The organism is Stenotrophomonas sp. FSL W7-1447, assembly GCF_037966425.1.
Lineage (GTDB): Bacteria > Pseudomonadota > Gammaproteobacteria > Xanthomonadales > Xanthomonadaceae > Stenotrophomonas > Stenotrophomonas pavanii.
Genome location: NZ_CP150199.1, coordinates 4,569,404 through 4,595,091, shown reverse-complemented (window position 1 = coordinate 4,595,091; position 25,688 = coordinate 4,569,404). Strand labels below are relative to the sequence as shown.

Below are 25,688 nucleotides of genomic sequence, written 5' to 3'. Positions count from 1 at the left end.
TAATGCCGGCATGAGCGAACACCCACTTCCCGCCAGCGTGGCCACCACGCTGGAACAGGGCCTGGCCAGCATGGGCCTGGATGCCGCGCTGGCGCCGCCGCTGCTGCGCTACCTGGCCCTGCTGCACCGCTGGAACGGCACCTACAACCTCACCGCCATCCGCGACCCGCAGGAGATGGTCACCCGCCACCTGCTCGACTCGCTGGCGATGCAGCCGTTCGTGGCCGATGGCAGCCTGGCCGACCTCGGCACCGGCCCCGGGTTGCCCGGCATCCCGCTGGCGATCGCCTGCCCGGGCCTGCAGGTCACCCTGGTCGAGAGCAATGGCAAGAAGGCGCGCTTCATGCGCGAGGCCGTGCGCCAGCTCGGCCTGGACAACGCCCGCGTGGCCGAATCGCGCGCCGAGGCGCTGGACGAGCCCGGCCGCTACGACCAGCTGACCGCGCGCGCGATGGACACCCTGGCCGGCATCGTCCGCGTCGGTGGCCACCTGTTGCGGCCCGGTGGCGTGCTGCTGGCCATGAAAGGCGTCTACCCGCATGAGGAGATCGCGGACCTGCCGGCGGGCTGGCAGGTGCGCGAGGTGACCCCGCTGAACGTGCCCGGCCTGGCCGGCGAACGCCACCTGGTTACCGTTACAGGCCCCTGATTCCCGGCGCCAGCCCCTTGTGGAACAACGGGTTGGCGATCCACGATTTCCGCAAGGGGCCGGTTGTACGCATAATGACCGGTCCCAGCACACGTCGACGAGGCACACCCGCATGGCCCGCATCATCGCCATCGCCAACCAGAAGGGTGGCGTCGGCAAGACCACGACCGCCGTCAACCTGGCCGCTTCCCTGGCCAACGCACCCAAGCGCGTGCTGTTGGTCGACCTGGATTCGCAGGGCAACGCGACCATGGGCAGTGGCGTGGACAAACGCGAGCTGGCCGCCTCCACCTGTGACCTGCTGCTGGGCGAGAACAGTGCCGCCGACGTGCGCGTGCAGACCGCCGAGGGGTACGACCTGCTGCCCGGCAACATCGACCTGACCGCCGCCGAGATCCAGCTGATGGGCCAGAGCGAGCGCGAGCAGCGCCTGAAGCGCGCGCTGGCGCCGATCCGCGACGAGTACGACTACATCCTGATCGACTGCCCGCCGGCGCTGTCGCTGCTGACGCTCAACGCGCTGGCCGCCGCCGATTCAGTGATCGTGCCGATGCAGTGCGAGTACTACGCACTGGAAGGCCTGAGCGCGCTGGTGGAAACCATCGAAGCGCTGCGCACCAGCCTGAACCCGGCGCTGGAGATCGAAGGCGTGCTGCGCACCATGTTCGACGTGCGCAACAACCTGGCCAACGCAGTGTCGGCCGAGCTCACCGAGCACTTCGGCGACCGCGTGTTCCGCACCATCGTGCCGCGCAACGTGCGCCTGGCCGAGGCGCCCAGCCATGGCCAGAGCATCGTCGGCTACGACCGCGCCTCGCGCGGCGGCGTGGCCTACCTGGGCCTGGCCGGCGAGATCATCCGCCGCAACAACGAACGCAACAAGGCCGGCAAGGCCGTGGAGATCGTCTGATGACCAGCAGCAAGCCGGCAGCCAAGAAGCGAGGCCTCGGCCGTGGCCTGGACGCGCTGCTGGGCCCGAAAGGCGCGGTCAGCCAGGTGCAGGCCACCACTGCGGTGATCGAGCCGCTGCCGGGTGAAGTGCTGCGCAAGTTGCCGGTCGGCCAGCTGCAGCCGGGCAAGTACCAGCCGCGCCGCGAGATGGACGAGGGCAAGCTGTCCGAGCTGGCCGACTCGATCAAGTCGCAGGGCGTGATCCAGCCGATCCTGGTGCGCCAGCTGCCGGCAGGCAACTACGAAATCGTCGCCGGTGAACGCCGCTGGCGCGCATCGCAGCTGGCCGGGCTGGATGAAGTGCCGGTGGTGGTGCGCGAGCTGGAAGACCGCACCGTCATCGCGATGGCCCTGATCGAAAACATCCAGCGCGAAGACCTCAACCCGCTGGAAGAGGCCGAAGCGCTGCAGCGCCTGATCAGCGAGTTCACCCTGACCCATGCCGAGGCCGCCGAGGCCGTCGGCCGCTCGCGCGCGGCGGTGTCCAACCTGCTGCGCCTGCTGGAGCTGCCGGTGGCGATCCGCCTGCTGCTGGAAACCCGCCGCCTGGAAATGGGCCACGCCCGCGCGCTGCTGACCCTGGCCCCCGAGCTGGCCGGCAAGCTGGCCCAGGAAGCGGCCGATGAAGGCTGGTCGGTACGCGAGGTCGAGCGCCGTGCGCAGGCCTTTGCCGCCGGCAAGGTGCCGAGCAACCGCCCGGCGGCCACGCCGAAGGTGCAGCAGGCCGACATCGCCTCGCTGGAAACCGAGCTGTCCGAAGCATTGGGCGCCAAGGTGGCGATCAATCATGGCCGCGGTGGCAAGGGCAAGCTGATCATCCACTACACCGACCTGGACACCCTGGACGGCGTGCTGGAAAAGCTGCGTACGCGCCAGGGCTGAGCCCGGCGCCGCGACAGGGGATGCGGCCTGTTCCTGCCGCGTTCCTTCACTGCCAGGGAACGCACCGCCGCGCGCACCGGGGGATGCACTGCTCTCCGGTCCGTGGCTTCATCCAGGGAGCAGGACATGAGCCACCCATTCGACGACGTCAGCCCGGGCGGTAGCCCGATCCTGGTGCACAGCCGCCAGAAGGACTTCACCCCGCCGCAGGGTGAAGCGCATATCGAGGCGATCAGCGCCCACCTCGAACGCCATCTGGGCCCGGTGTCCGGCGTCTTCCACGAGATCATCTCCGACCTGGTGCACATCGACGTGCACGTGGTGCCGGCCAATGACCAGTTCCCGTACCTGCGCCTGGTCACTTCCGGCATGAGCGACCTGCCGATGACCGTGCCCGCCGAAGTCGGTGCGGACGTGCCGCGCTACATGGAACTGATGGTGACCCTGCCGGCCGACTGGCCGATCACGCAGGAGGCTTTCGAGGACGAACGCAACTACTGGCCGGTGCGCCTGCTGAAGGGCATGGCGCGGCTGCCGCACGAGTACGACACCTGGCTGGGCTTCGGCCACACCATTCCCAACGGCCATCCCAGCGAGCCCTATGCGCCGGGCGTGGGCTTCGACGGCGCCATCGTGCTGCCGCCGGTGACTACCCCGGATGACTTCGCCACGCTGGAACTGGACGACGGCAGGACCATCAGCTTCATGACCCTGGTTCCGCTGTATCCGGAAGAGATGGACCTGAAGCTGAAGAAGGGCGCCGAGGCGCTGCTCGACCGCTTCGATGCGAAGAAGATCCAGGACGTGATCGAACCCGGCCGCACCAACGTGGCCAGGAAGCGTTTCGGGCTGTTCTGAGCCTGCGGCGTATCCTCTGCACCTGTCCTCATTGAAATCCAGGCAACTGCAATGACCCTCCTGCTCACCGGCGCTGCCGGCTTCATCGGTGCCTACACCGCCCGCGCCCTGCTGGAGGCCGGCCAGTCGGTGGTCGGCCTGGACAACTTCAACGATTACTACGATCCGCAGATCAAGCGCGACCGCGTGGCCGCGCTGTGCCCGTCGCTGGACCTGCGCACCCTGGACCTGACCGACCGCGAAGGCCTGGCCGCACTGTTCGATGAAGTGAAGCCGAGCGCGGTGATCCACCTGGCCGCGCAGGCCGGCGTGCGCTATTCGCTGGAAAACCCGCACGCCTACGTCGACAGCAACCTGGTCGGCTTCGTCAACATGCTCGAGCTGTGCCGCCACGGTGGCGTGCAGCACCTGGTGTACGCCTCCAGCAGCTCGGTCTACGGCGATTCGGCCACGCCGCCGTTCTCCGAGGACCAGCGCGTGGACCAGCCGCGCTCGCTGTACGCGGCGACCAAGGCCGCCAACGAGCTGATGGCACATACCTATGCGCAGCTGTACGGCCTGCATGCCACCGGCCTGCGCTTCTTCACCGTCTACGGCCCGTGGGGCCGGCCGGACATGGCGCCGCTGCTGTTTTCGCGCGCGGTGCTGGCCGGGCGCCCGATCGACGTGTTCAACGAAGGCCGCATGCAGCGCGATTTCACACATGTCTCCGACATCGTGTCGGGTATCCTCGGCGCGCTCGCGCATCCGTCCGATGGTCCGGTGCCGCACCGGGTGTTCAACCTCGGCAACCATACGCCGGTCGAGCTGGAGCGCTTCATCAGCGTGATCGAGCAGGCTGCCGGCCGCCCCGCGCAGAAGGTCTACAAGCCCATGCAGCCCGGCGACATGGTGCGCACGATGGCCGATACCCGGCGCGCGCATGACGCTTTCGGCTTCGATGCGGTGACCCCGATCGAAGCAGGGCTGCCGCCGGTGGTGCAGTGGTGCCGCGAGTATTTTGGTGATCGCGCCTGAGGACGGATCCTCACGCTGCCGGGTTCATCTTCGGATAACCTCGGCTGCGGAGAATGCGCGGTCTTTGTCCCCCCTTTGGCCGAGTGCCTTATGAGCCAACCCGAGCTTTCCGTTGTCGTCCCGGTGTTCAACGAGCGCGACAATGTCGCCCCGCTGGTCGCCGAAATCACCGCTGCGCTGCGTGGCCGGCTGCCGTTCGAGATCGTCTACATCGACGATCACTCGCGCGATGACACCCTGGCGGTGCTGCAGGGACTGAAGGCGACCACGCCGGAACTGCGGGTACTGCATCACGTGAACCAGAGCGGGCAGAGCACCGCCGTGCGCACCGGCGTCAAGCATGCGCGGGCGCCGTGGATCGCGACCCTAGATGGCGATGGCCAGAACGATCCGGCCGATATCCCCAAGCTGCTGGCCGCGCGCGACGCTGCAGACGCGCAGGTGAAGCTGTTCGCTGGCTGGCGCGTCAACCGCCAGGACAGTGGCAGCAAGCGCTGGGCCAGCCGCTGGGCCAACCGCATCCGCGCCCGCATGCTGCGCGATGACACGCCCGATACCGGCTGTGGCATCAAGCTGTTCGAGCGCAGCGCTTTCCTCGACCTGCCGTACTTCGACCACATGCACCGCTACCTGCCGGCGCTGATGCAGCGCGCCGGCTGGAAGACCACCAGCGTGCCGGTCAACCACCGCCACCGCACCGCTGGCGTGTCCAAGTACAACAACCTCGGCCGCGCGCTGGTCGGCATCCGTGACCTGCGTGGCGTGGCCTGGCTGATCACCCGCAGCAAGCGCACCGCGGTGGAGGAGCGTTGATGGATCTGGAGCTGCATTGGCTCGACCAGCCGCTGACCTGGCTGTACTGGACCGGCCTGCACGTGACCGGCTGGAAGCTGATCGGCTATACCGGCGCGCTGATGTTCGGCGGCCGCTGGCTGGTCCAGTTCGTCGCGTCCAAGCGCGCCGGCAAGCCGGTGATCCCGCGCCTGTTCTGGTACATGAGCGTGCTCGGCAGCCTGATGACGCTGAGCTACTTCCTGTTCTCGGCCAAGCAGGATTCGGTGGGCGTGCTGCAGAACCTGTTCCCGGCGTTCACCGCGCTGTACAGCCTGCACCTGGACATCAAGCACCGCGGCTGGAAGCGCGACAAGGGCAGCCACTGAGGCCTGCGGGGTGCCTGCCATGGGTAGCGTCGACGGTCAGTCGACTTTCGCGCGGAGCGCGGGCTTTGCTACATGTGGCGGAAGAGCAGCCGACTAACAGTCGGCTCTACCCAGTCGGCTCTACCACGCGCCTCCGGCGCTGCAGGCAGGACCTTCGTCCCATGCCACGGGCGGTGGGGGGTGCCATCATCGGGGCCTGCCTTCCCGGGAACCTGTGCTCGTGAAAACCCGTCTTGCTGTCGCCCTGCTGCTCGCCCTGTCCGCCCCCACCGTGGCCCTGGCCGCGCCGTCCGCCACTGCCGCACCGGCCAGCGTGGCCACCGAATCGCCCGCCGATGCCGCCTTCCGCGCGCTGTACGAGAAGGAGTGGAAGTGGCGCCAGCAGGGAGGTGGCGAGGCCAGCGAGGATGAAGACGCGCCCGCCAACGCCACCCGCATGCCCGACGTCGGCCCGGCCGCGCAGCAGGCGCGCCTGAAGGTGTGGGACGAGACCCTGGCCGCGCTGAAGAAGATCGACCCGAAGACCCTGTCGGCCGACAACCAGGTCAACTACGCGATCTACCACGACCAGGTGTTCAACCTGGCCGAGGAAGTGCGCCTGCGCGCCTACGAGATGCCGTTCAACGCCGACTCCTCGTTCTGGTCCAACCTGTCCTTCATGGCGCGGCGCGAGATGAAGACCGTGCAGGACTACCAGAACTACATCGCGCGCCTGAACGATGTGCCGCGCTACTTCGGCCAGCAGACCGAAAACATGCGTGCCGGCCTGAAGCGTGGCTTCAGCGTGCCGCGCGCGGTGCTCGACGGCCGCGAAGTGTCCATCGCCACCGTCGCCGAGCTGAAGGACCCTACCGAATCGCCGCTGTACGCGCCGTTCAAGAAGCTGCCCACCACCCTCCCGGCCGCCGAACAGGCCAGGCTGCAGGCGCAGGCGCGTGCGGCGATCAGCGGCAAGGTGGTGCCGGCGTTCCAGCAGCTGCGCACCTTCTTCGTCAACGAATACGTGCCGCAGGCGCGTACCACTCTGGCCGCCGAAGCGATGCCCGATGGCAAGGCGTACTACCGGCAGCAGATCCACGAATACACCACGCTGGACCTGTCGCCGGACGAGATCCATCGGATCGGCCTGGAGGAAGTCGCCCGCATCCAGAGCGAGATGAACGACATCATCAAGCGGGTGAAGTTCAAGGGCAGCTTCGCCGAGTTCCTGACCTTCCTGCGCACCGATCCGCAGTTCTATGCCAAGACGCCGGAAGAGCTGCTGTCGCGTGCCGCGTGGATCTCCAAGCGGGCGGACGGCCAGCTCGGCAAGTACATGACGTTGCCGCGCGCACGCTTCACCATCGTGCCGGTGCCGCCGGACATCGCACCGTTCTGGACGGCCGGCCGCGGTGGCATGGGCACCTACTGGCTCAACACCTACAACCTGCCTTCGCGCCCGCTGTACAACCTGCCGGCGCTGACCCTGCATGAATCCGATCCGGGCCATTCGCTGCAGGGTGCGATCGCCGCCGAGCAGAAGAACCTGCCCGAGTTCCGCCGCAACGCCTACATCTCCGCCTATGGCGAAGGCTGGGCGCTGTACTGCGAGAAGCTGGGCGTGGAGATGGGCATCTACGAAACCCCGTACGAGGATTTCGGCCGCCTGACCTATGAGATGTGGCGCGCGGCGCGCCTGGTGATCGACACCGGCGTGCACAGCAAGGGCTGGACCCGCGAACAGGCGCTGGCCTACCTGCGTGACCACACCGCGCTGAGCGAGCATGAAGTGACCACCGAAGTGGACCGCTACATTTCCTGGCCGGGCCAGGCGCTGAGCTACAAGCTGGGTGAGATCGCCATCGTGCGCCTGCGTGCGCAGGCCGAGAAGGAGCTGGGCGACAAGTTCGACATCAAGGGGTTCCATGACACCCTGCTCAAGCAGGGCTCGGTGCCGCTGCCGGTGCTGGAACAGCAGATCCAGGCCTACATCGCCGAACGCAAGAAGGCCTGACCGTTACCGGGTAGTGCCGGCCGCTGGCCGGCAATCCGTCCCGGTCACGGGGTCGGATCCCTTCCCCACGGAAAGGGCTCCGACCCCCTCTCACCTCAACCCACCGCCCGTGGCTTGGCCACCCGTGCAGCGAAGGTCGGCAGCACCAGCAGGGTCAGCACGGTGGCGGTGATCAGTCCGCCGATCACCACCGTCGCCAGCGGCTTCTGCACCTCCGCACCGGAACCGCTGGCAATCGCCATCGGGATGAAGCCGACGATGGCCACCAGCGCCGTGGTCAGCACCGCGCGGATGCGGCTGGAGGCACCGTTGATCGCTGCCTGCAGCGGCAGGTCACCGGCGTCCAGGCGTTCGCGGATCGCCTGCATCAGCACCAGGCCGTTCAACGTGGCCACGCCGGAGACGGCGATGAAGCCAACCGCCGCCGATACCGAGAACGGCATGCCCCGCAGCAGCAGCGCGAGGATGCCGCCAACCAGCGCCAACGGCACGCAGCTGAACACCAGAATGGCTTCCTTGCCACTGCGCAGGGCCATGAACAGCAGGCTGCCGATCAGCAGGAACACGACCGGTACCACCGTCGCCAGCCGCTTCTCCGCGCGCTGCAGGTTCTCGAACTGACCGCCCCAGGTCAGGTACGCACCCGGCGGCAGCGCCACGTCGGCCACCGCGGCCTGTGCCTCGCCGACGAAGCCGCCCAGGTCGCGACCGCGCACGTTGGCCTGCACCACCACGCGGCGGCTGCCGTTGTTGCGGCTGATCTGGTTCGGTCCTTCACTGACCGTGATGCGCGCCACCGACGACAGCGGAATCACCAGCCCAGATGGCGTAGCGATCGGCAGCGACGCCAACTGGTCCGGATCGTTGCGCGAGGCATCGTCCAGGCGCACCACCACGTTGAAGCGGCGATCACCTTCGAAGATCTTGCCAGCCGCAGTACCGCCGATGCCGGTGGACAGCGCATCACTCACATCCGCGGCGGTCAGCCCGTACTGTGCCGCCGCTACGTGGTCGATCGCCACGTTGAGCGTGGGCAGGCCGGAGATCTGTTCCACCCGCACGTCGGCCGCGCCGTTCACCGCACGCAGCTTCAGCGCCACCTGGTCGGCCACCTTCTGCAGCTGGCTGAAGTCATCACCGAAGATCATCACCGCCAGGTCGGTCCGCACGCCGGAAATCAGCTCGTTGAAGCGCAGCTCGATCGGCTGGCTGAACTCGAAGCTGTTGCCCAGCTGCTGCCCGGCCAGCTTCTCGAAGCGCGCCACCAGTGCGTCCTTGGCCAGCGTCGGATCGGGCCAGTCCTTGCGCGGCTTCAGTACGATCACGCTGTCGGAGATGTTGGTCGGCATCGGGTCGATGGCCGCCTCGGCGGTACCGGTGCGCGAGAACACGGTTTCCACCTCCGGCTCTTTGGCGATCGCCTTCTCCAGCGCCAGCTGCATCGCCAGCGACTGCTCCAGCGAAGTCGACGGCACGCGCAGGGCCTGCATCGCCACGTTGCCTTCATCCAGCGTCGGCATGAACTCGCGGCCCAGCAGCGAGAACGCGCCGATGCCCACCACCACCATCATCACCGCACCGGCCAGCACCGTGCGCGGGTGCGCCACGGCCTTGCGCACCACCGGTTCGATGCGCGCACGCAGCACGCGGATCAGCCTGGTTTCGTGCTCGCCATCGTCAGCATGTGCGTCACCTTCTTTCACCTTGGGCTCGCGCACCAGCAGCGCGGCCATTGCCGGCACGAAGGTGAAGGAGAACAGGAAGGCACCGACCAGGGCCAGCATGAACGTGGCCGCCATCGGGTGGAACGTCTTGCCCTCCACGCCCTCCAGAGTGAGGATCGGCGCGAACACCAGCAGGATGATCAGCTGGCCGAACGCCGCCGGTCGCGCCATTTTCAGCGCTGCATCGGCGGCCACGCGCAGCCGTTCCATCGCGGTCAGCGCACGACCCAGTTCAGCGCGGCGCTGGCCCAGCATCAGCAGCGTCGACTCGACCACGATCACCGCACCGTCCACCAGGATGCCGAAGTCCAGTGCACCCAGGCTCATCAGGTTGCCACTGATGCCGAAGCGGTTCATGCCGATCACTGCGAACAGGAACGACAGCGGAATCACCAGCGCAGTGATCGTCGCCGCACGCAGGTTGCCCAGCAGCAGGAACAGCACCACCACCACCAGCAGCGCGCCCTCGGTGAGGTTCTTGGCCACGGTCTTGATGGTGGAATTGACCAGCACGCTGCGGTCCAGCACCGGTGCCGCCACGATGTCGGCCGGCAGTGACTTGTTTACCTGTTCCAGGCGCGCGGCCGCTGCCTGCGCCACGGTGCGGCTGTTGCCACCGGCGATCATCAGCGCGGTACCCAGCACGGCTTCATGGCCGTTGCGGCTGGCCGCGCCCAGCCGCGGCGCGCGGCTCAGTTCCACCTTGGCTACATCGGCCACGCGCACCACCACGCCATTGCGGGTCGCCACCGGGGCCTGCGCCAGGTCGTCGGTGGTCAGCGCCAGGCCATCGGCACGCACCACCAGGCCTTCGCCGGCACGCTGCACGAAGCCGGCACCGGCCTGCACGTTGGAACGCTGCAGGGCGGTGACCAGGTCGGCCAGGCCGAGGCCATGCGCGGCCAGTCTGGCGCTGTCCGGATGCACGCCGTACTCCTTGACGTAGCCGCCAACCGTATCGACCCCGGCCAGCCCCGGGCTGGAACGCATCTGCGGCGCGATGATCCAGTCCTGCACGGTGCGCAGGTAGGTCGCACGTTCTTCGGGCGTACGCAGCAGGTTGCCTTCCGGCGTGCGGTAGACCTCGCCGGCCTGCCAGCCGGCTTCACCGGGCTTGGCCAGCTTGGCCGGGTCGAACGCGGTGAAGTCCACCGTCCACATCAGCACCTCGCCAAGCCCGGTGGTGACCGGCGACAGCATCGGCGATGCACCGTCGGGCAGGTCTTCGGACGCCTCGCGCATGCGCTCGGCCACCTGCTGGCGGGCGAAGTAGATGTCGGTGGCATCGGTGAAGATCGCGGTGACCTGCGAGAAGCCATTGCGCGACAGCGAACGCGTGGTGGTCAGGCCGGGAATGCCGGCCAGCGCGGTTTCCAGCGGATAGGTCACCTGCCGCTCGATCTGCTCCGGGGTCAGCGCCGGTGCCACCGTGTTGATCTGCACCTGGCGGTTGGTGATGTCCGGCACCGCGTCGATCGGCAGCTTGCCCAGCTGGAACAGGCCCACGGCGGCGATCAGCGCGGCCATGAACACCACCAGCCAGCGGTGGCGCACCGCTGTTTCAATGATCAGCTTGAACATGGTCGCCTCCTCAGTGGCCGTGCTCGGCTTCGCCCTTGGCCAGCTCGGCCTTGAGCAGGAAGGCATTGGCACCGACGATGCGCTCGCTGCCGGTCAGCCCACCGAGGATCTCGATGCGGTCACCGGCACGGCGCCCGGCCAGGACCGGCTGTGCCTTGAAGCCACCTTCGACGGCGACGAACACCGCGCTGCTGCCATCGACGTTCTGCACCGCATCGGCCGGCACGCTGAGCGAGCCATCCTGGCCCTCGGTGACGACCACGGCCGAAACCGGCGAACCGGCCGGCGGCAGCGACGCATCCACCGGCGCGGCGCGGATCACCGCGACGCCGCCCTGCTGGCGCACATCGGCGGCCGAACCGGTGACGGTGGCGGTGAAGCTGCCACCCGGCGCGCTCACTTCCAGTGTCATGCCCGGCGTGACCTGTGCCGCCAGCGCTGGCGGTGCGGTGAACACCAGCTCGTTCATCGTCGGGTCGGCGACATCGGCCACCGCGCTGCCGGCGGCGACCACGCCACCCGGGGTGACCTGCACGTTGCCGACGATGCCGGCCACCGGACTGGTGATGCGCACACGGCCGCTGCTGTCCGGCGAACCGTTGGCGGCGGCCTGGGCCTGCGCGGCGGCGGCCTGGGCCTGTGCCGCCAGCGAACGTGCGCGCGAGGCTTCCATTTCCTGGCGGGCGACCACGCCCTGCTCGACCAATGCCTTGTCGCGGCCATAGGCCAGGCGCGCAGCCTCGGCTTCGGCCGATGCGGCCAGCGCATTGGCGCGGAACACCGCGGCTTCGCCACTGACTACGATGGCCAGTGCCTGGTTCTGCTTCACCGCGGTGCCCGGCGCGACCAGCACGCGTTCGACGCGGCCGGTGACGGTCGAAGCCACCGAGGCACGTGCACCGACCGACGGTTCGACGCGGCCGGACAGGCGCGTGGAACCACCGCCACCACGACCGACCGCGACCACTTCGATACCGGACGCCTTGATCTGCTCGGGGGTCAACTGCACGACACCCTCATCCGCATCGGCGGGCGCCTTTGCGGATTCGGCCTTGGCTTCCTTGCTGTCGGACGCGTGGCCATGGCCGTCGTCGGTGCCGGCCTTGGCCGCAGCCGGGTCTTCATTTGCAGGCGTCTGCGCATTGCCAGCGCAGCCGGCCAGCACCACGGCCAGCAGCGCGCCGCCGATCAGCGGGACAGTACGGGAGAGAGTCATGGGGCCTCCACAAAAGGTGCGCGCCCTTCCAGGCGGGCAAGATCGATTTCCGCGGCGACGCGGGACAGGCGCGCATCCACGGCGGTGCCGCGGGCGGCGATGAGGGCGCTGCGCGTGCTGCGCAGTTCCAGCTGCGAGATGCGTCCGGCGTCGAAGCCAATGCGAGCCAGGCGATACGCCTCCTCGGCGGCGACCACGCTTTCATCGGCGGCGCGGGTACGGCTGCCGGCCGCCTTCAGTCCGGCCACGGCGGAGAGGCGTGCGGCCTCGCTGTCGCGGCGCTGCTGGTCCAGGCGTGCCTCGGCCGCGCGCTGGTCGGCATTGGCGGCGCGGATGCCCCCGCGGTTGCGGTCGAACAGCGGAATGCTGAGGCTGACCCCGAGGTTGTAGGCACGCTCGCCGCCTTCGCGGAAGCGGGTCTGCGCGGCGGTGACGCTCAGATCGGGCAGGGCGCGCTTGCGCTCCACGTCGACCCGCTTGCCCGCCGCATCGGCCTCGGCTTCCGCGATGCGCACTGCCAGTGCGGTATCGATGGCACCGCGTGGAAGCGGCGGCGCACGGTCGAGCAGGCTGTCGTCGATCGATTGCACCGGCGCATCCAGCAGCGCGGTGCCGGCCAGGCGGGCCAGCGCGGCGTCGCGGAAGGCCTGCGCCTCATCCAGCGCGGCGCTGGCATTGGCCACTTCGCTCTGCGCCTGCACCGCACGCAGCTGCGGTTCGCGGCCCTGCTTGACCAACGCGTTGACCGCGTTGGCGTCATCGCGGGTGAGGCTCAGTGCCTCTTCGGCCAGGGTGTAGCGGCGCAGTGCACTTTCCGCCTGTGCATAGACCACCGCCAGCTGGCTGGCCACGTCGCTGCGGCTCTGCGTGCCTCGCAGGTTGGCCGCCTGTGCCTCGGCGCGGGCCGCACGGACGCGCGCGCCGCGCTGGCCCCAGACCTCCAATGGCTGGGACAGGGTAAGCACGCTGTCGGCCCTGCCCATGCCGCCATAGGAGCCGGTACCCCAGGCGTTTTCAGCGGAGTAGGAGAGAGAAGGGTTGGGTAGTGCGCGGGCCTGCTCGGCGCGCGCATCGGCGGCCTCGGCCAGCGCCGCACCGACGCGGGTGCCGGGCAGCTGGTCCAGGCGTTCAAGCAGGGTGTCATAGGAAGGGGCGGCTTGCGCCATCACCGCTGCCGCTGGGGCCAGGCCCAGCAACACGGCGACGACCCGCCCGGCCGCACGCAGCGACCGAGGTGTCAGGATCGACATAGGGGGATTCCGGTTGTGAGTGAAACGGGAGCCCGCAATCGCGGGACGCGCTCAACTCACGCCCGGGGGGGACGCGTCAATTCATCCTGGGCGACCGCATAGGTCGCCGCGTCGCCGGCATTCATCCAGCGCGCCGGCAGCGGCGCACCGAAGGCGGCGAGGGTGCTGGCCGGCAGGCTCAGGTTGGAGTGGTGGCAGTGGTTGTGGCTGCAGGCACCGGTGTGCTTGCCGTCACTGTCACCCTCGGCATCATCGGCGTTGCTTTCCACGTGCACCGCAGTGGTGTCGTGCGGTTCAACCGCGCAGGCCAGCACGTCGGCCACCGGCACGACCACGAATGCCGCCATCAGCAGCATCAGCAGGGTCGAGCGGAGGTGGCGGGCGATCCGGCGCATGGACGGGAGGCTAGCAAGCGGTTTTCGACGGATACAATATCAATGGCCGCTTCGGGAATTCGTCGGAATCTCCCGTTCAGCTGGGCCGGGCGCGGGGTCGGATCCCTTTCCGCCGGAAAGGGCTCTGACCCCACCACATCGTTCGGGTGCGCCGCGCACATGTGCTCTGGTAGGTGTCGACCTTGGTCGACACGCTTTTCGACCCCACCGCGTTGTAGGCCAGCGGCCGGCACTACCCGTATCACGGCAGCTTCGCGATCACCTTGATCTCGAACTGGAACCCATACAGCCAGGTCACGCCGATACCGGTCAGGGTCGGGTGCGGCGCCTCGCCCCAATACTCCGGCACGATCGCCCAGGCCTTCTCAAAGTTCTTCTCTGGATCGACCAGGAACACGGTCACGTCGATCACGTCATCGAACGTGCAGCCCGCAGCAGCCAACACGGCGTTGAGATTCTCGAAGGCGCGGCGCACCTGGGTTTCGAAGTCCGGTTCGGGCGAGCCGTCCTCGCGGCTGCCGACCTGGCCGGAGACGAACAGGAAACCGTTGGATCGGATCGCCGGCGAGTAGCGGTTGCGCTCGTACAGGGCCTGGCGGCCGGTGGGGAAAACGACATCACGCTGTGACATGGGGAAGATCCCTTGGGAGAGAACGCCATCCTCCGCGCCAGTGCTGTCTGGATAAACCGTGATGATCAGCCTAGATTGATTGTCAATTCCAAACAATCATGGCCCGCCATGGACCGTTTCGAGGCGATGCGGGCGTTTGCCCGGGTCGTGGAAACCGGCAGCTTCACCCGCGCCGCGCACACGCTGCAGATCAGCCGCACGACGGTCACCCAGCTGGTGCAGCAGCTGGAGGCACACCTGCGGCTGCGCCTGCTCAACCGCACCACGCGCCGGGTCAGCGTCACCGCCGACGGCGCGGCCTACTACCCGCGCATCGTCCGCCTGCTGGCCGAGCTGGAAGAGGTGGAGGGCGGGCTGGGTGACGCAGCCAGCCAGCCGCGCGGCCGCCTGCGCGTGGATGTGCCCGGACCCTACGCGCGACTTCGGCTGGTGCCGGCGCTGCCGGACTTCCAGGCGCGCTACCCGGACATCCAGCTGGACGTCGGCGTCAGCGACCGCGAGGTCGATGTCATCGCCGACAACGTCGACTGTGTGATCCGGGGTGGCACCCCGACCGACCCGGCACTGGTGGCGCGGCCGCTGGCGGCGCTGCCGATCGGTTTCCACGCCAGCCCCGGCTATGTGCAGCGTTTCGGCCTGCCGACCGATCCGCGCGCGCTGCAAGGCCCCGACCACCACATGGTCGGCTTCCTCAGCCCGCGCAGTGGCCGGGCGCGGGTGTTCAGCGCGCAGCGCGGCGATGAACGCGTCGAGGTGCAGGGCCGCTATACGGTCGGCTTCGATGACGGCAACGCCTATCTGGCCGCTGCGTTGGCCGGACTCGGCGTGGTGGCGCTGCCCAGCTACATGGCCGACCCGCACGTGGCGCATGGCGAGTTGCTGCCGGTACTGGAGGACTGGCAACTGCCGTCGATGCCGATGCACGTGATGTTCCCGCCGAACCGGCACATGAGCCAGCGGTTGCGGGTGTTCATTGATTGGGTGGTGGAAGCGCTGGGGTGAGTGCATCGGTCGCGTGCGAAAATCGGCGTGCACGTACTGGAGAACGCACACCCTGATGAGCCGCATCGTCGCACTGGATACCGAAACCACCGGCATCTCCCACCGCCTGGGGCACCGGGTGATCGAAATCGGTGCCGTCGAACTGATCGATGGCCAGCTCAGCGGCCGCCAGTTCCACACCTACCTGCAGCCGCAGCGCAGGGTCGACTGGGGCGCACAGCGCGTGCATGGCATCAGCGACGCGATGCTGGTGGGCAAGCCACTGTTTTCCAGCAAGGCTGCTGAACTGCTCGACTTCCTGCGCGGCAGCGAGATGGTCGCGCACAACGCCACCTTCGATGTGGGCTTCCTGGACAACGAGCTGCGTCTGTCCGGTATCCCCGGCACGCTGGCCCAGCACTGCCGCATCACCTGCAGCCTGAAGCTGGCGCGCGGGCGCTGGCCGGGCCAAGGCAACAAGCTGGATGATGTGCTGCAGCGCCTGCGCATTCCCAGCCAGCGCGGCCTGCACGGCGCGCTCAAGGATGCCCATCTACTGGCCCAAGTCATCCCGCACCTGCGCTGAGGCCTGGCCGCTGTTACACCGGCCGCAACCAGCGCTCGATCATTGCCACGCCATGTGCCACCCCGTCCTCATGGCTCATCGCCGCGCCCAGGGCCGTCGCGCGTGCGCGTGTTGCGTCGGTTTCAGCGAAGGTGATGGCTGCCGCCAGCGTTGCTGCATCCAGTCGCTTCGGTGACAACGGTGCCGGTGCCACGCCCAACCGATGCAGGCGATCGGCCCAGAAGAACTGATCCGCGGCGAACGGCATCACCAGCGAGGGAATGCCGGCGCGGCAGGCCGAATGCGTGGTGCCGCTGCCACCATGGTGGATGGCAAGTGCGCAATGCGGGAACAGTGCTTCGTGTGGCGCCGGGCCGATCACGAACACATCTGCTGGCAGCGCACCCGTCGGCAATCCGGCCCACCCTGGAAACAGCAGCACCCGGCGCGGTGCCAGCGCCTGCAGCAGGGCCGGCAGCACGCGCTCGCGATCGAATCCGGTCATGCTGCCAAAGCCCAGATAGACCGGCGGCGGCCCGGCATCGAGGAAGGCCTGCAGATCGGCTGGCGGCGTCCAGGGCGCATCAGGTAGCCGCCATTGGCCACAGGCGATGTGGTCGGCCGGCCAGTCCGCCGGTGGGGGCAGCAGCTGCGGCGAGATGCCATAGAGCATCGGCAGGCCGGACCACAGCGCGCGACGCGGCGATTGCCCCAGTTGCTGGCGTGCCGCGTTGATCTGCCGGCGGAACTGGCGCCAGATCAGGCCGTTGACCAGCCCATAGCTGGCGCGGTTCAACCAGCCCGGCGAACGTCCGGGCGGCAGGAACGGAGAGCGGAAGGCCCGCGTCGGGGTCAGCGGGATCATGCCGGTGCCGATGACCGGCATTCCGCGGCGTTCGCCCACGCTCATGCCGACGAAGGCCGCCAGTCCGCCGGTCAGAATCGCATCGCAGCCTTCTGCGGCCGCATCGGCCTGGCGCATCCAGCCGCTGACATGCTGCAGCGCCATCCGTGCCAGACCGGAACTGGCGGCGGCAACACCGTTGCCACGCGACACCAGGGCGACCACTTCGTCATGGATGTCACCTTCAAGGGCCGCGTGGGGCACATCCAGGGCCTGCGCGCTGCCCAGGGTGCCGCCATCGGCCAGCAGTGTCACCGTGTGGCCTGCGCCGATCAGCCCATGGCAGAGCATGGCCAGCGGACGCGTATCGCCTTCGGTTCCGTAGGTCAGGGCCAGCAGCCGCATGGAAAGCTCCGCAGTGATCCGGGCCAGTATGCCGGTTGGCGGAGTCCCCCCGGCCCTGCCGGTTCAGTCCCCGCCTGTGGGTAACTTGCGCAAGTGCTTGAACCCGTGCATAATGCGCGGCTCGCTGTGTCCGGTTTTCTACCGGGCGGCGCCCCCGGGAGCACGTCCCCGGCCGCCCAACGCCAGCGTAACCCTTTGATTCTCTTGACGTGTGGTGGGCAACCATCGAGGCCGCCGTCGCCCGGGCTACGGGCTGACAACTACTACTATCGAGGTGCGCAATGTCCCGCGTATGCCAGGTTTCCGGCAAGCGAGTGCAGACGGGTAACAACGTCTCGCACGCCAACAACAAGACCCGTCGTCGTTTCCTGCCGAATCTGCACGAGCGCCGTTTCTGGGTGGCCAGCGAGAACCGCTGGGTCAAGCTTCGTGTTTCCGCGCATGCACTGCGCACCATCGACAAGAACGGCATCGATTCCGTTCTGGCTGAGCTGCGTGCGCGCGGCGAAAAGGTCTGAGGAGTAAAGCATCATGGCAGGCAAGCGCGATAAGGTCCGTATGATTTCCTCGGCCGGTACCGGCCACTTCTACACGACCGACAAGAACAAGAAGAACACCCCGGGGAAGATGGAATTCCTGAAGTACGATCCGGTCGTGCGCAAGCACGTCCTGTACAAGGAAGGCAAGATCAAGTAATCCGCACGGATTGCTGGTCCCCGCGAAGAAACCCGCCCTTGTGGCGGGTTTTTTCATGCCTGGCATCCTGATGCGGGTGCCGAACGTTCGGGCATTGCCTGCATGGCGCTCAACGGCCGCCGCCATGCCGACGCGGTGCGGCATTGAGCCGTCCTGTAGAGCCGAGCCCACGCTCGGCTGCTGTGCCGCCGGACCGGAAGGCCGTCGAGCGCGGCTCGACTCCACAAGGGCCGGTGGGCAGAATGGCCCATCACCTCCCGACGGGCGACACGATGCTGTTCGAGTGGTTGCTGGGTTCCTACCTGCTGCTGATCGACTGGCTGATCCGGCTGGTCGCGCTGTGCTGGATTCCCACCCGCACCACGCCGGGGGCCGCGCGCAGCTGGCTGCTGCTGGTCGGCTTCGTGCCGCTGCTGGGCCTGCCGCTGTACCTGCTGTTCGGCCACCCGTGGCTGTCGCGCGAGCGCATCCGCCGCCAGGCCGAGGCCTCGCAAGTCATCCGCGAAGAACAGGCGCTGCAGCATCGCCTGCGCTGGACACCGCAGCCGGACACCGCCAGCGCCGAGATCGTGCCGCTGGTGCAGCGCCAGGGCGACTTCATGCCGGTGCACGGCAACGCGGTCGACCTGCTGACCGACTACGACGAATCGCTGCACACGCTGATCGCCGATATCGACCAGGCCGAAGACCGCGTGCACCTGCTGTACTACCTGATGTTCGACGACGCGGTGGGCGAGGCGATCGTCGAGGCGCTGCAGCGTGCGGCTGCACGTGGCGTGCAATGCCGCGTGCTGCTCGATGCGGTAGGCGCCAAGCGCGGCCTGCGCGCCTATCGCAAGCGCCTGGAAGCGCGCGACATCGAGGTGCGCGCGATGCTGCCCGGTGGCCTGCGCTGGCGCCGCAGCGGGCGCATGGACCTGCGCAACCATCGCAAGATCGCGGTGATCGACAACGAAGTGGCCTATGTCGGTTCGCAGAACCTGGCCGGCCCGCAGTTCGTGCCCGGCCACCCGAACCGCGAGCTGGTGGCGCGCGTGCGTGGCCCGGCCGTGGCGCATCTGGAAGCGGTGTTCGCCAGCGACTGGTACATGGAAACCGGCCAGCGCCTGGACGTGATCGCCGATGTGCCCGAGTGCAGTGACGACATCGCCACCCAGCTGCTGCCCAGCGGTCCCGCCTATCCCTACAGCAACGCACGCGATGCGGTGGCGGCGCTGATCCACCTGGCGCGGCGCCGGCTGGTGATGGTCACCCCGTACTTCGTGCCTGACGAGGCCACGCTGAGCGCGCTGCGCATCGCGGCCTTGTCCGGCGTGCAGGTGCAGCTGATTCTGTCGGCCAGCAACAACCAGCAGCTGACCTCGTGGGCGCAGGAGGCGTACTACGACGAGCTGCTGCGCTGCGGCGTGCGCATCGCGCTGTACGAGCCGCAGTTCCTGCACGCCAAGCACATGAGCGTGGACGAGGACATCGCCGTGCTCGGCTCGATCAACATGGACATCCGCTCGTTCGCGCTGAATGCCGAGATCGGCCTGGTCTGCTACGACCGCGCGCTGGTGCAGCAGCTGTGCGCGATCGAGGATGGCTACCTGCGCGAGTCGCGGCAGCTGGACCTGCAGCAGTGGCGCAGCCGCCCCACGTGGCGGCGCAGCCGCGAAGGCATCGCACGGCTGGCCGATGCGTTGATGTGAGCGGAGCGCGCAACCGGCGGGGTAGATGCAAGCGGCAGGGGGGATGCAACCGATGGGGTGGATGCAACCGGCGGGGTAGAGTCGACTGTTAGTCGACTATCGCGCGCAGCACGGGATTTTTATCGCAAGAGCAGTCGACTAACAGTCGACTCTACCCTGTCACTTCCGACGTTGCCGACGTTTCCGTCATTACAGCGGTCGTTCCCGCCCGCTTCGGCAACCCGGCCCGTCATCGCCGATGGCCTACAATCGGCGCATGACTGATTCACCGCGTAATGGCGAACTGGACCTGGCGATCATCGGCGGTGGTGCGGCCGGGGTGCTGGTGGCGATCCAGGTGCTGCGCCAGGCCCAGGCGCCGCTGGCGATTGCCATCTTCGAACCCGCCTCGCAGCTGGCGCAGGGCATCGCCTATGCCACGCCGTGGCCGGAGCACCTGCTGAACGTGCCGGCGGCGAAGATGAGTGCGTTTGCCGACCAGCCTGGCGATTTCCTCGACTACCTGATGGCCGCCAACGCCTACCCGGGCGAGGCGCGCGAGGTGCTGGGCGAGCGCTACGTGTGCCGCCACTACTTTGCGGCGTACCTGCAGCAGCGCCTGCAGGAGGCCGCCGCAGCCAGCCCGGCGCAGCTGCAGGTGATCGCGCAGCCGGTGCTGGGCCTGCAGCCGGATGACCACGGCTACCAGCTGGCACTCGGCGATGGACAGACGCTGCATGCCGCGCAGGTGGCACTGGCCACCGGCAACAGCATGCGGCCGCTGCCGGTAGCCGGTGCCAAGGCACTGCCCGCCGACGATGTGATCGAGGCCTGGGACTACGACGGCGTGCGCACCCTGGCCGGTGAGCAGGCCGTGGCCATCGTCGGCTCCGGCCTGAGCATGGCCGACACCGTGCTGGCGCTGGTTGCAGCCGGCCACACCGGCCCGCTGCATGTGATCTCGCGCCACGGGCTGCTGCCGCTGCCGCATGCGCATGGCGGCCTGCCCACGTTCGATCCGGCTGCGCTGCTGCCGATGAGCCTGCGCCAGCGCCTGCGCGCGTTGCGCCGGTTCGCGCGCCAGGCGCAGGCCGACGGCCTGCCGTGGCAGGGCGTGATGGACCGCATCCGTCCGCACGGGCAGGCACTGTGGTGCAGCCTCGACGCGGCCGACCAGCGCCGCTTCCTGCGCCATGTGGTGCGCTACTGGGACGTACACCGCCACCGCATCGCCGAAGAGGTCGACGCACAGCTGCAGGCGCTGATCGAAAGCGGCCAACTGCGTATTCACCGGTCCCGCCTGCAACGCATCGGCCGCGAAGGCGATGCCCTGCGGCTGTCGGGTCGCGATGCCTCCGGCAAGGATCAGCAGTGGACGATCAGCGGGGTGATCAACGCCACCGGTGTGGAAACCCGCGCCAGCGCGCTGCGCAATCCGCTGCTGCAGCAGCTGCAGGCCGATGGCCTGGCCCGCCCCGGCCCGCATGGGCTGGGCCTGGACAGCACGGTGCCGGGCGACCGCCTGCGTGCGGCCGGTGGCCAGTCGCAGGCACGGCTGGGCGTACTCGGCAGCCTGCGCATCGGCAGCCTGTGGGAAAGCCTGGCGGTGCCTGAACTGCGTCAGCAGGCGCAGGCACTGGCCACCCAGGTGGTCGCAGGAGCCGCGACGGCGATGCCGTAAAATGGGGGCATGGATGTCTCCCACCTGCTTGATGGCCTGAACCCGGCCCAGCGCGAAGCCGTCTCCGCTCCCCCCGGCCACCACCTGGTGCTGGCCGGTGCCGGTTCCGGCAAGACCCGCGTACTCACCCACCGCATCGCCTGGCTGCATGAAGTCGACGGCGTGCCGACCCACGGCATTTTCGCGGTGACCTTCACCAACAAGGCGGCCGGCGAGATGCGCCACCGCATCGATGCACAGCTGCCCCATGGCAGCCGTGGCATGTGGATCGGTACCTTCCACGGCCTGGCCAACCGCCTGCTGCGCCTGCACTGGCAGGACGCGAAGCTGCCCGAAGGCTTCCAGGTGATGGATTCGGACGACCAGCTGCGGCTGGTCAAGCGCGTGGTGCAGGCGCTGGAGCTGGACGACGGCAAGTACCCGCCCAAGCAGATCGCGTGGTGGATCAACGCGCAGAAGGACGAGGGCCGCCGCCCGCAGCACATCCAGCCCGAACCGCACGACGCGTGGCTGGAAACCATGCGCCAGGCCTACATCGAGTATCAGGCGCGCTGCGACCGCGCCGGGCTGGTCGACTTCGCCGAGCTGCTGCTGCGCGCGCATGAACTGCTGCGCGACAACCCGGCGCTGCTGTCGCACTACCGCGCCCGCTTCCGCGAGATCCTGGTGGACGAGTTCCAGGACACCAACGCCATCCAGTACGCCTTCGTGCGCGTGCTGGCCGGTGATTCCGGCCACGTGTTCGTGGTCGGCGACGATGACCAGGCCATCTACGGCTGGCGCGGCGCCAAGGTCGAGAACGTGCAGGGCTTCCTGCGCGATTTCCCGGGCGCGCAGACCATCCGCCTGGAGCAGAACTACCGCTCCACCGCCAACATCCTCGGCGCTGCCAACGCGGTGATCGCGCACAACCCGGATCGCATCGGCAAGCAGCTGTGGACCGACAGCGGCGACGGCGAGCCGATCGACCTGTACGCCGCGTACAACGAGATGGACGAGGCGCGTTATATCGTCGAGCGTGCCCGCCAATGGGTGCGCGACGGGGGCAGCTACACCGAAGTGGCCGTGCTTTACCGCAGCAACGCGCAGTCGCGCGCGCTGGAAGAGGCGCTGCTGAGCGAGCAGGTGCCGTACCGCGTGTATGGCGGCATGCGCTTCTTCGAGCGTGCCGAAATCAAGGACGCGCTGGCCTACCTGCGCCTGCTGTCCAACCGCAACGATGACGCCGCCTTCGAGCGCGCGGTCAACACGCCCACCCGGGGCATCGGCGACCGTACGCTGGACGAAGTGCGTCGCGAGGCGCGCGCGCAGGGCATCTCGCTGTGGGAAGCAACGATGCTGGTCACCCAGGGCAACACGCTGGCCGCACGCGCGCGCAATGCGCTGGCCGGCTTCCTGGGGCTGGTCAACGAGCTGCAGGCGCAGACCGTGCACATGACCCTGGCCGAGCGCGTGGACCACGTGCTGGCCCGCTCGCAGCTGCGCGAGCACTGGAGCAAGGAAAGCCGCAATTCGCTGGATTCGGAATCGCGCACCGACAACCTCGACGAACTGGTCTCGGTCGCCTCGCGCTTCGTGCGCCGCGCCGACGACATCGAGGAAGTGGGCGAGGACATGGACGAGCTGGTCGCGTTCCTGGCCTATGCCGCGCTGGAGGCCGGTGAAGGCCAGGCGCAGGCCGGCGAGGACGGTGTGCAGTTGATGACCCTGCATTCGGCCAAGGGCCTGGAATTCCCGCTGGTGTTCCTGGCGGGCATGGAAGACGGCCTGTTCCCCAGCGCACGTTCGCTGGAAGAAAGCGGGCGGCTGGAGGAAGAGCGCCGCCTGGCCTACGTCGGCATCACCCGCGCGCGCCAGAAGCTGGTGCTGAGCTACGCCGAGTCGCGCCGCATCCACGGCCAGGACAACTACAGCCTGCCGTCGCGCTTCCTGCGCGAGATTCCGCGCGAGCTGCTGCACGAAGTGCGCCCGAAGGTGCAGGTCTCGCGGCCGGCCTCGATGGGCGCCAGCCGGGTGATGGGCCATGCCTCGATCGAGGCGCCGCCAGTCAAGCTCGGCGCGCTGGTCACCCATCCCAAGTTCGGCGAAGGCATGGTGACCGACTATGAAGGCAGCGGCGCGCACGCCCGCGTGCAGGTCGAGTTTGCTGATGCCGGCAGCAAGTGGCTGGTGATGGCCTACGCCAACCTGACGGTGATCTGATCACCGTTCAGGGGTCGGATCCCTCCCGCAGGGAGGGCTCTGACCCCATCGCGGAATGCACGTGGTTGGGGCCGGAGCCTTTTCCGTTGGAAAAGGGATCCGGCCCCGATTAGGCTGCGCGCATGACCCGCAACGTGCTCTTCCTCTGCAGCCAGAACCGCCTGCGCAGTCCGACGGCCGAGCAGGTATTCGCCGATTGGCCGGGCATCGAGACCGCCTCGGCCGGGTTGCTGGCCGATGCCGAGGAAGTGCTCAGCCCCGAGCTGCTGCAGTGGGCCGATATCGTGTTCGTGATGGAGCGCGCCCACCGCAACCGGCTGTCCAGCCGCTACAAAGCATGGCTGAACGGCAAGCGGGTGATCTGCCTGGATATCCCGGACGACTACGAGTACATGGACCCGGTGCTGGTTGAGCTGCTGAAGCGCAAGGTCACGCCCTTCCTGCGTTGACGGGCTGTTGCAGAGCCGAGCCGATGCTCGACTGCATCTGGCGCGAAAAGCAGCCGAGCATCGGCCCGGCTCTACAATAGGCGGCACTTCTTCCAGGAACGCCCCCATGACCGAACCCACGCTGCACGTCACCGTGACGTTGAATGCCAAGCTGCAACCCGAACATCGCCATGAACTGTTCGAGGATCCGCTTGACGCGTTGTTGCAGGCGGCCCAGGTGGGCGAGCTGACGGGCGGCGGCACTGCGATGTCCGATCTGGGTGAGGTCGAATACGGCGACATCGAAGTGGCGCTGGTCGATGCCGATGGCGTGCCGAAGCTGATCGACCTGCTGGAGCAGTTGGGTGCACCGAAGGGCTCGAAGATCCACGGCGCAGGCGAGGCCGACCGCAGCTTCGGCGTGACCGAGGGCCTGGGCATCTACCTGGATGGCCTGAACCTGCCGGACGAAGTCTACGAGCAGTGCGATTCCAACCACGTGTTCGAGCAGCTGTCGGAGAGCATCGACGGCCTGGGCGAGATCTGCAGCTGGTGGCAGGGCCCGACCGAGACCGCGCTGTACATGTACGGCCAATCGTTCGAGGCGATGCGCGATGCGATCGCCGAATTCGTGGCCAGCTACCCGCTGTGTCAGAACGCGCGCATCGTGCAGATCGCCTGAGCGACGTTGTCGTAGAGCCGAGCCCATGCTCGGCTGCCTTTCCCGCCAGAAGCAGCCGAGCACGGGCTCGGCTCTACAGAGAAGGGCGGGCCGGGCCTGTCCCCCGGACCACGTGACGATGCGCACAGGCCGCTGCGCGACGCCGGATTGATCCTGCTCAAGGCGCCGCCTCCACATCCGGTGTGCAATGGTGTCGTTCCCATCTGGCAGACCGCCACGGAGCCCCACCATGTACAAGCGCATCCTGATTGCCACCGACGGGTCCGAGCTGGCCGACAAGGGCCTGGCGAAGGGCTTGGAGCTGGCCAAGGACCTCAACGCCGAGGTCGATATCGTCACTGTTTCCGAGCCGTGGGCCGTCGGCATGTACGACGCCATGGGCTGGAGCGTGGGCTACATGAACAGCCCCGAGTACAAGGCCGACCGCGAGGAAGGGGCGCAGAAGGTGCTGCAGCCGGCGCTGGCCAAGGCCGCCGAGCAGGGCATCACCGCCAACCCGGTACACGTGCTGGACCGCTACGCGGCCGACGGCATCATCGAGACCGCCGGCGAGCGCAACAGCGACCTGATCGTGATGACCTCGCACGGCCGCCGTGGCGTGACCCGTGTACTGCTGGGCAGCCAGACCGCAGAAGTGCTGGCGCGCAGCACGCTGCCGGTGCTGGTCATCCGCTGATCCATACCCGCTGATTCAAGCGTTCCCGGGGAGGGGACCCGACGCCGGCCGCAGGATGCGCGCCGGCGTTGTTTTTTGTGGGGGATCGGGGGCCGTGCCGACGGCCCCGAGGGGGTCAGAGCCCTTTCCTGTGGAAAGGGATCCGGCCCCGGTCACAACCCCGGTCACCTCACCAGCTGTACAGCTTCCAGTAGACCGGCGACACGCCGTCCTTGTCGTTGTCCATGCGGCCGTCGCCGTTCTTGTCGTACATGTAGAACGGGGCACCGCGCGACGGGGTCACCTTGACCATGCGCAGCTGGCCGGACACACGGTATTCCTCGATGGTGTCACCGTTGTCCATGGTGCGCTTGGATACATCCGCGCCCTTGACGTCCACCGGGGGAGCACCCGCGCCACCCATGCTGGCGCAGCCAGCGAGCAGGAGCAGGGAAGCCAGCATCAGGGTCTTCATCGGCGGGGGCCTTTGCCTGGAAAGAGCCCTGATTATGCCCCATCGCGGTGTGCGCGCCGTGTCGCCGCGGTGCAGGCACGGGCGCGTAGAATCGGCC

25 protein-coding genes are annotated in these 25,688 nt (G+C 68.1%); 18 read left to right on the top strand and 7 right to left on the bottom strand.

Features of this window, described 5'->3' with window-relative positions; translation table 11 throughout:
• Positions 1-10: 10 nt before the first annotated feature.
• The 8 genes from rsmG to NSQ78_RS21295 all read left to right on the top strand — a co-directional run bounded on the left by rsmG (position 11) and on the right by NSQ78_RS21295 (position 7,510).
• Positions 11-649, top strand: a complete 639-nt coding sequence (gene rsmG, locus NSQ78_RS21330; protein WP_064239530.1) for a 16S rRNA (guanine(527)-N(7))-methyltransferase RsmG — start codon at positions 11-13, stop codon at positions 647-649.
• A 112-nt stretch (positions 650-761) separates the two neighbouring features.
• Positions 762-1,559 carry a ParA family protein gene (locus tag NSQ78_RS21325; protein ID WP_014648884.1) on the top strand — a complete coding sequence of 266 codons (798 nt, stop codon included), beginning with the start codon at positions 762-764 and terminating at the stop codon, positions 1,557-1,559.
• A complete protein-coding gene (locus tag NSQ78_RS21320) occupies positions 1,559-2,482 on the top strand; it encodes a ParB/RepB/Spo0J family partition protein (protein WP_014648883.1) in 924 nt (307 codons plus the stop codon). Before NSQ78_RS21325 ends, NSQ78_RS21320 begins: the two co-directional genes overlap by 1 nt.
• A gap of 126 nt (positions 2,483-2,608) precedes the next feature.
• The gene (locus tag NSQ78_RS21315; RefSeq protein ID WP_064239529.1) at positions 2,609-3,340 is read left to right on the top strand and encodes a suppressor of fused domain protein; all 732 of its coding nucleotides are present in this window, start codon (positions 2,609-2,611) and stop codon (positions 3,338-3,340) included.
• A 51-nt stretch (positions 3,341-3,391) separates the two neighbouring features.
• On the top strand, positions 3,392-4,357 hold the full coding sequence (locus NSQ78_RS21310) for an NAD-dependent epimerase/dehydratase family protein (RefSeq protein WP_049471125.1): 966 nt from the start codon (positions 3,392-3,394) through the stop codon (positions 4,355-4,357).
• Between the two features lie 90 nt (positions 4,358-4,447).
• Entirely contained in the window at positions 4,448-5,170 is a 723-nt protein-coding gene (locus NSQ78_RS21305) for a glycosyltransferase family 2 protein (RefSeq protein ID WP_049471128.1), read from the top strand.
• Positions 5,170-5,517, top strand: a complete 348-nt coding sequence (locus tag NSQ78_RS21300) for a lipid-A-disaccharide synthase N-terminal domain-containing protein (protein ID WP_064239528.1) — start codon at positions 5,170-5,172, stop codon at positions 5,515-5,517. Before NSQ78_RS21305 ends, NSQ78_RS21300 begins: the two co-directional genes overlap by 1 nt.
• A gap of 220 nt (positions 5,518-5,737) precedes the next feature.
• The gene (locus NSQ78_RS21295; RefSeq protein ID WP_064239527.1) at positions 5,738-7,510 is read left to right on the top strand and encodes a DUF885 family protein; all 1,773 of its coding nucleotides are present in this window, start codon (positions 5,738-5,740) and stop codon (positions 7,508-7,510) included.
• A 95-nt stretch (positions 7,511-7,605) separates the two neighbouring features.
• Here NSQ78_RS21295 and NSQ78_RS21290 read toward each other — a convergent pair whose 3' ends face one another.
• The 5 genes from NSQ78_RS21290 to NSQ78_RS21270 all read right to left on the bottom strand — a co-directional run bounded on the left by NSQ78_RS21290 (position 7,606) and on the right by NSQ78_RS21270 (position 14,307).
• Positions 7,606-10,815 (bottom strand): CusA/CzcA family heavy metal efflux RND transporter, encoded by a 3,210-nt coding sequence (locus tag NSQ78_RS21290; protein WP_064239526.1) that lies wholly within the window; start codon positions 10,813-10,815, stop codon positions 7,606-7,608.
• Positions 10,816-10,825: 10 nt separating this feature from the next.
• Positions 10,826-12,031, bottom strand: coding sequence for an efflux RND transporter periplasmic adaptor subunit (locus tag NSQ78_RS21285; protein WP_064239525.1), 1,206 nt, complete (start codon positions 12,029-12,031; stop codon positions 10,826-10,828).
• Positions 12,028-13,281 (bottom strand): TolC family protein, encoded by a 1,254-nt coding sequence (locus NSQ78_RS21280; protein WP_064239524.1) that lies wholly within the window; start codon positions 13,279-13,281, stop codon positions 12,028-12,030. Before NSQ78_RS21280 ends, NSQ78_RS21285 begins: the two co-directional genes overlap by 4 nt.
• 56 nt (positions 13,282-13,337) lie before the next feature.
• The gene (locus tag NSQ78_RS21275; RefSeq protein WP_057494028.1) at positions 13,338-13,676 is read right to left on the bottom strand and encodes a hypothetical protein; all 339 of its coding nucleotides are present in this window, start codon (positions 13,674-13,676) and stop codon (positions 13,338-13,340) included.
• A gap of 241 nt (positions 13,677-13,917) precedes the next feature.
• Entirely contained in the window at positions 13,918-14,307 is a 390-nt protein-coding gene (locus NSQ78_RS21270; RefSeq protein WP_053504789.1) for a RidA family protein, read from the bottom strand.
• A gap of 108 nt (positions 14,308-14,415) precedes the next feature.
• Here NSQ78_RS21270 and NSQ78_RS21265 point away from each other — a divergent pair, with 108 nt between their 5' ends.
• The gene (locus tag NSQ78_RS21265; RefSeq protein ID WP_064239523.1) at positions 14,416-15,309 is read left to right on the top strand and encodes a LysR family transcriptional regulator; all 894 of its coding nucleotides are present in this window, start codon (positions 14,416-14,418) and stop codon (positions 15,307-15,309) included.
• Positions 15,310-15,364: 55 nt separating this feature from the next.
• A complete protein-coding gene (gene dnaQ, locus NSQ78_RS21260) occupies positions 15,365-15,874 on the top strand; it encodes a DNA polymerase III subunit epsilon (RefSeq protein ID WP_058979216.1) in 510 nt (169 codons plus the stop codon).
• 13 nt (positions 15,875-15,887) lie between these two features.
• Here dnaQ and NSQ78_RS21255 read toward each other — a convergent pair whose 3' ends face one another.
• Entirely contained in the window at positions 15,888-17,102 is a 1,215-nt protein-coding gene (locus NSQ78_RS21255; protein WP_064239522.1) for a glycosyltransferase, read from the bottom strand.
• A gap of 281 nt (positions 17,103-17,383) precedes the next feature.
• Between NSQ78_RS21255 and rpmB the strand changes: the two genes are divergently transcribed.
• The 8 genes from rpmB to NSQ78_RS21215 all read left to right on the top strand — a co-directional run bounded on the left by rpmB (position 17,384) and on the right by NSQ78_RS21215 (position 25,137).
• Positions 17,384-17,620 (top strand): 50S ribosomal protein L28, encoded by a 237-nt coding sequence (gene rpmB / locus NSQ78_RS21250; RefSeq protein ID WP_005411638.1) that lies wholly within the window; start codon positions 17,384-17,386, stop codon positions 17,618-17,620.
• Positions 17,621-17,630: 10 nt separating this feature from the next.
• Complete coding sequence (gene rpmG, locus NSQ78_RS21245) at positions 17,631-17,798, top strand: 50S ribosomal protein L33 (RefSeq protein ID WP_169411268.1); 168 nt, start codon at positions 17,631-17,633, stop codon at positions 17,796-17,798.
• Between the two features lie 272 nt (positions 17,799-18,070).
• Positions 18,071-19,489 carry a cardiolipin synthase gene (gene cls, locus NSQ78_RS21240; protein ID WP_064239521.1) on the top strand — a complete coding sequence of 473 codons (1,419 nt, stop codon included), beginning with the start codon at positions 18,071-18,073 and terminating at the stop codon, positions 19,487-19,489.
• A gap of 238 nt (positions 19,490-19,727) precedes the next feature.
• Entirely contained in the window at positions 19,728-21,149 is a 1,422-nt protein-coding gene (locus NSQ78_RS21235) for an FAD/NAD(P)-binding protein (protein WP_064239520.1), read from the top strand.
• A 9-nt stretch (positions 21,150-21,158) separates the two neighbouring features.
• Complete coding sequence (gene uvrD / locus NSQ78_RS21230) at positions 21,159-23,351, top strand: DNA helicase II (protein ID WP_064239519.1); 2,193 nt, start codon at positions 21,159-21,161, stop codon at positions 23,349-23,351.
• A gap of 122 nt (positions 23,352-23,473) precedes the next feature.
• Positions 23,474-23,800 carry a low molecular weight protein tyrosine phosphatase family protein gene (locus NSQ78_RS21225; protein ID WP_032960648.1) on the top strand — a complete coding sequence of 109 codons (327 nt, stop codon included), beginning with the start codon at positions 23,474-23,476 and terminating at the stop codon, positions 23,798-23,800.
• A 106-nt stretch (positions 23,801-23,906) separates the two neighbouring features.
• Complete coding sequence (locus tag NSQ78_RS21220) at positions 23,907-24,461, top strand: hypothetical protein (RefSeq protein ID WP_064239518.1); 555 nt, start codon at positions 23,907-23,909, stop codon at positions 24,459-24,461.
• 229 nt (positions 24,462-24,690) lie between these two features.
• Positions 24,691-25,137 (top strand): universal stress protein, encoded by a 447-nt coding sequence (locus NSQ78_RS21215; RefSeq protein ID WP_005411629.1) that lies wholly within the window; start codon positions 24,691-24,693, stop codon positions 25,135-25,137.
• Positions 25,138-25,306: 169 nt separating this feature from the next.
• On the opposite strand, the gene NSQ78_RS21210 is transcribed toward NSQ78_RS21215, so the two are convergent.
• The gene (locus NSQ78_RS21210) at positions 25,307-25,591 is read right to left on the bottom strand and encodes a DUF2782 domain-containing protein (RefSeq protein WP_014038952.1); all 285 of its coding nucleotides are present in this window, start codon (positions 25,589-25,591) and stop codon (positions 25,307-25,309) included.
• Between the last annotated feature and the right edge of the window lie 97 nt (positions 25,592-25,688).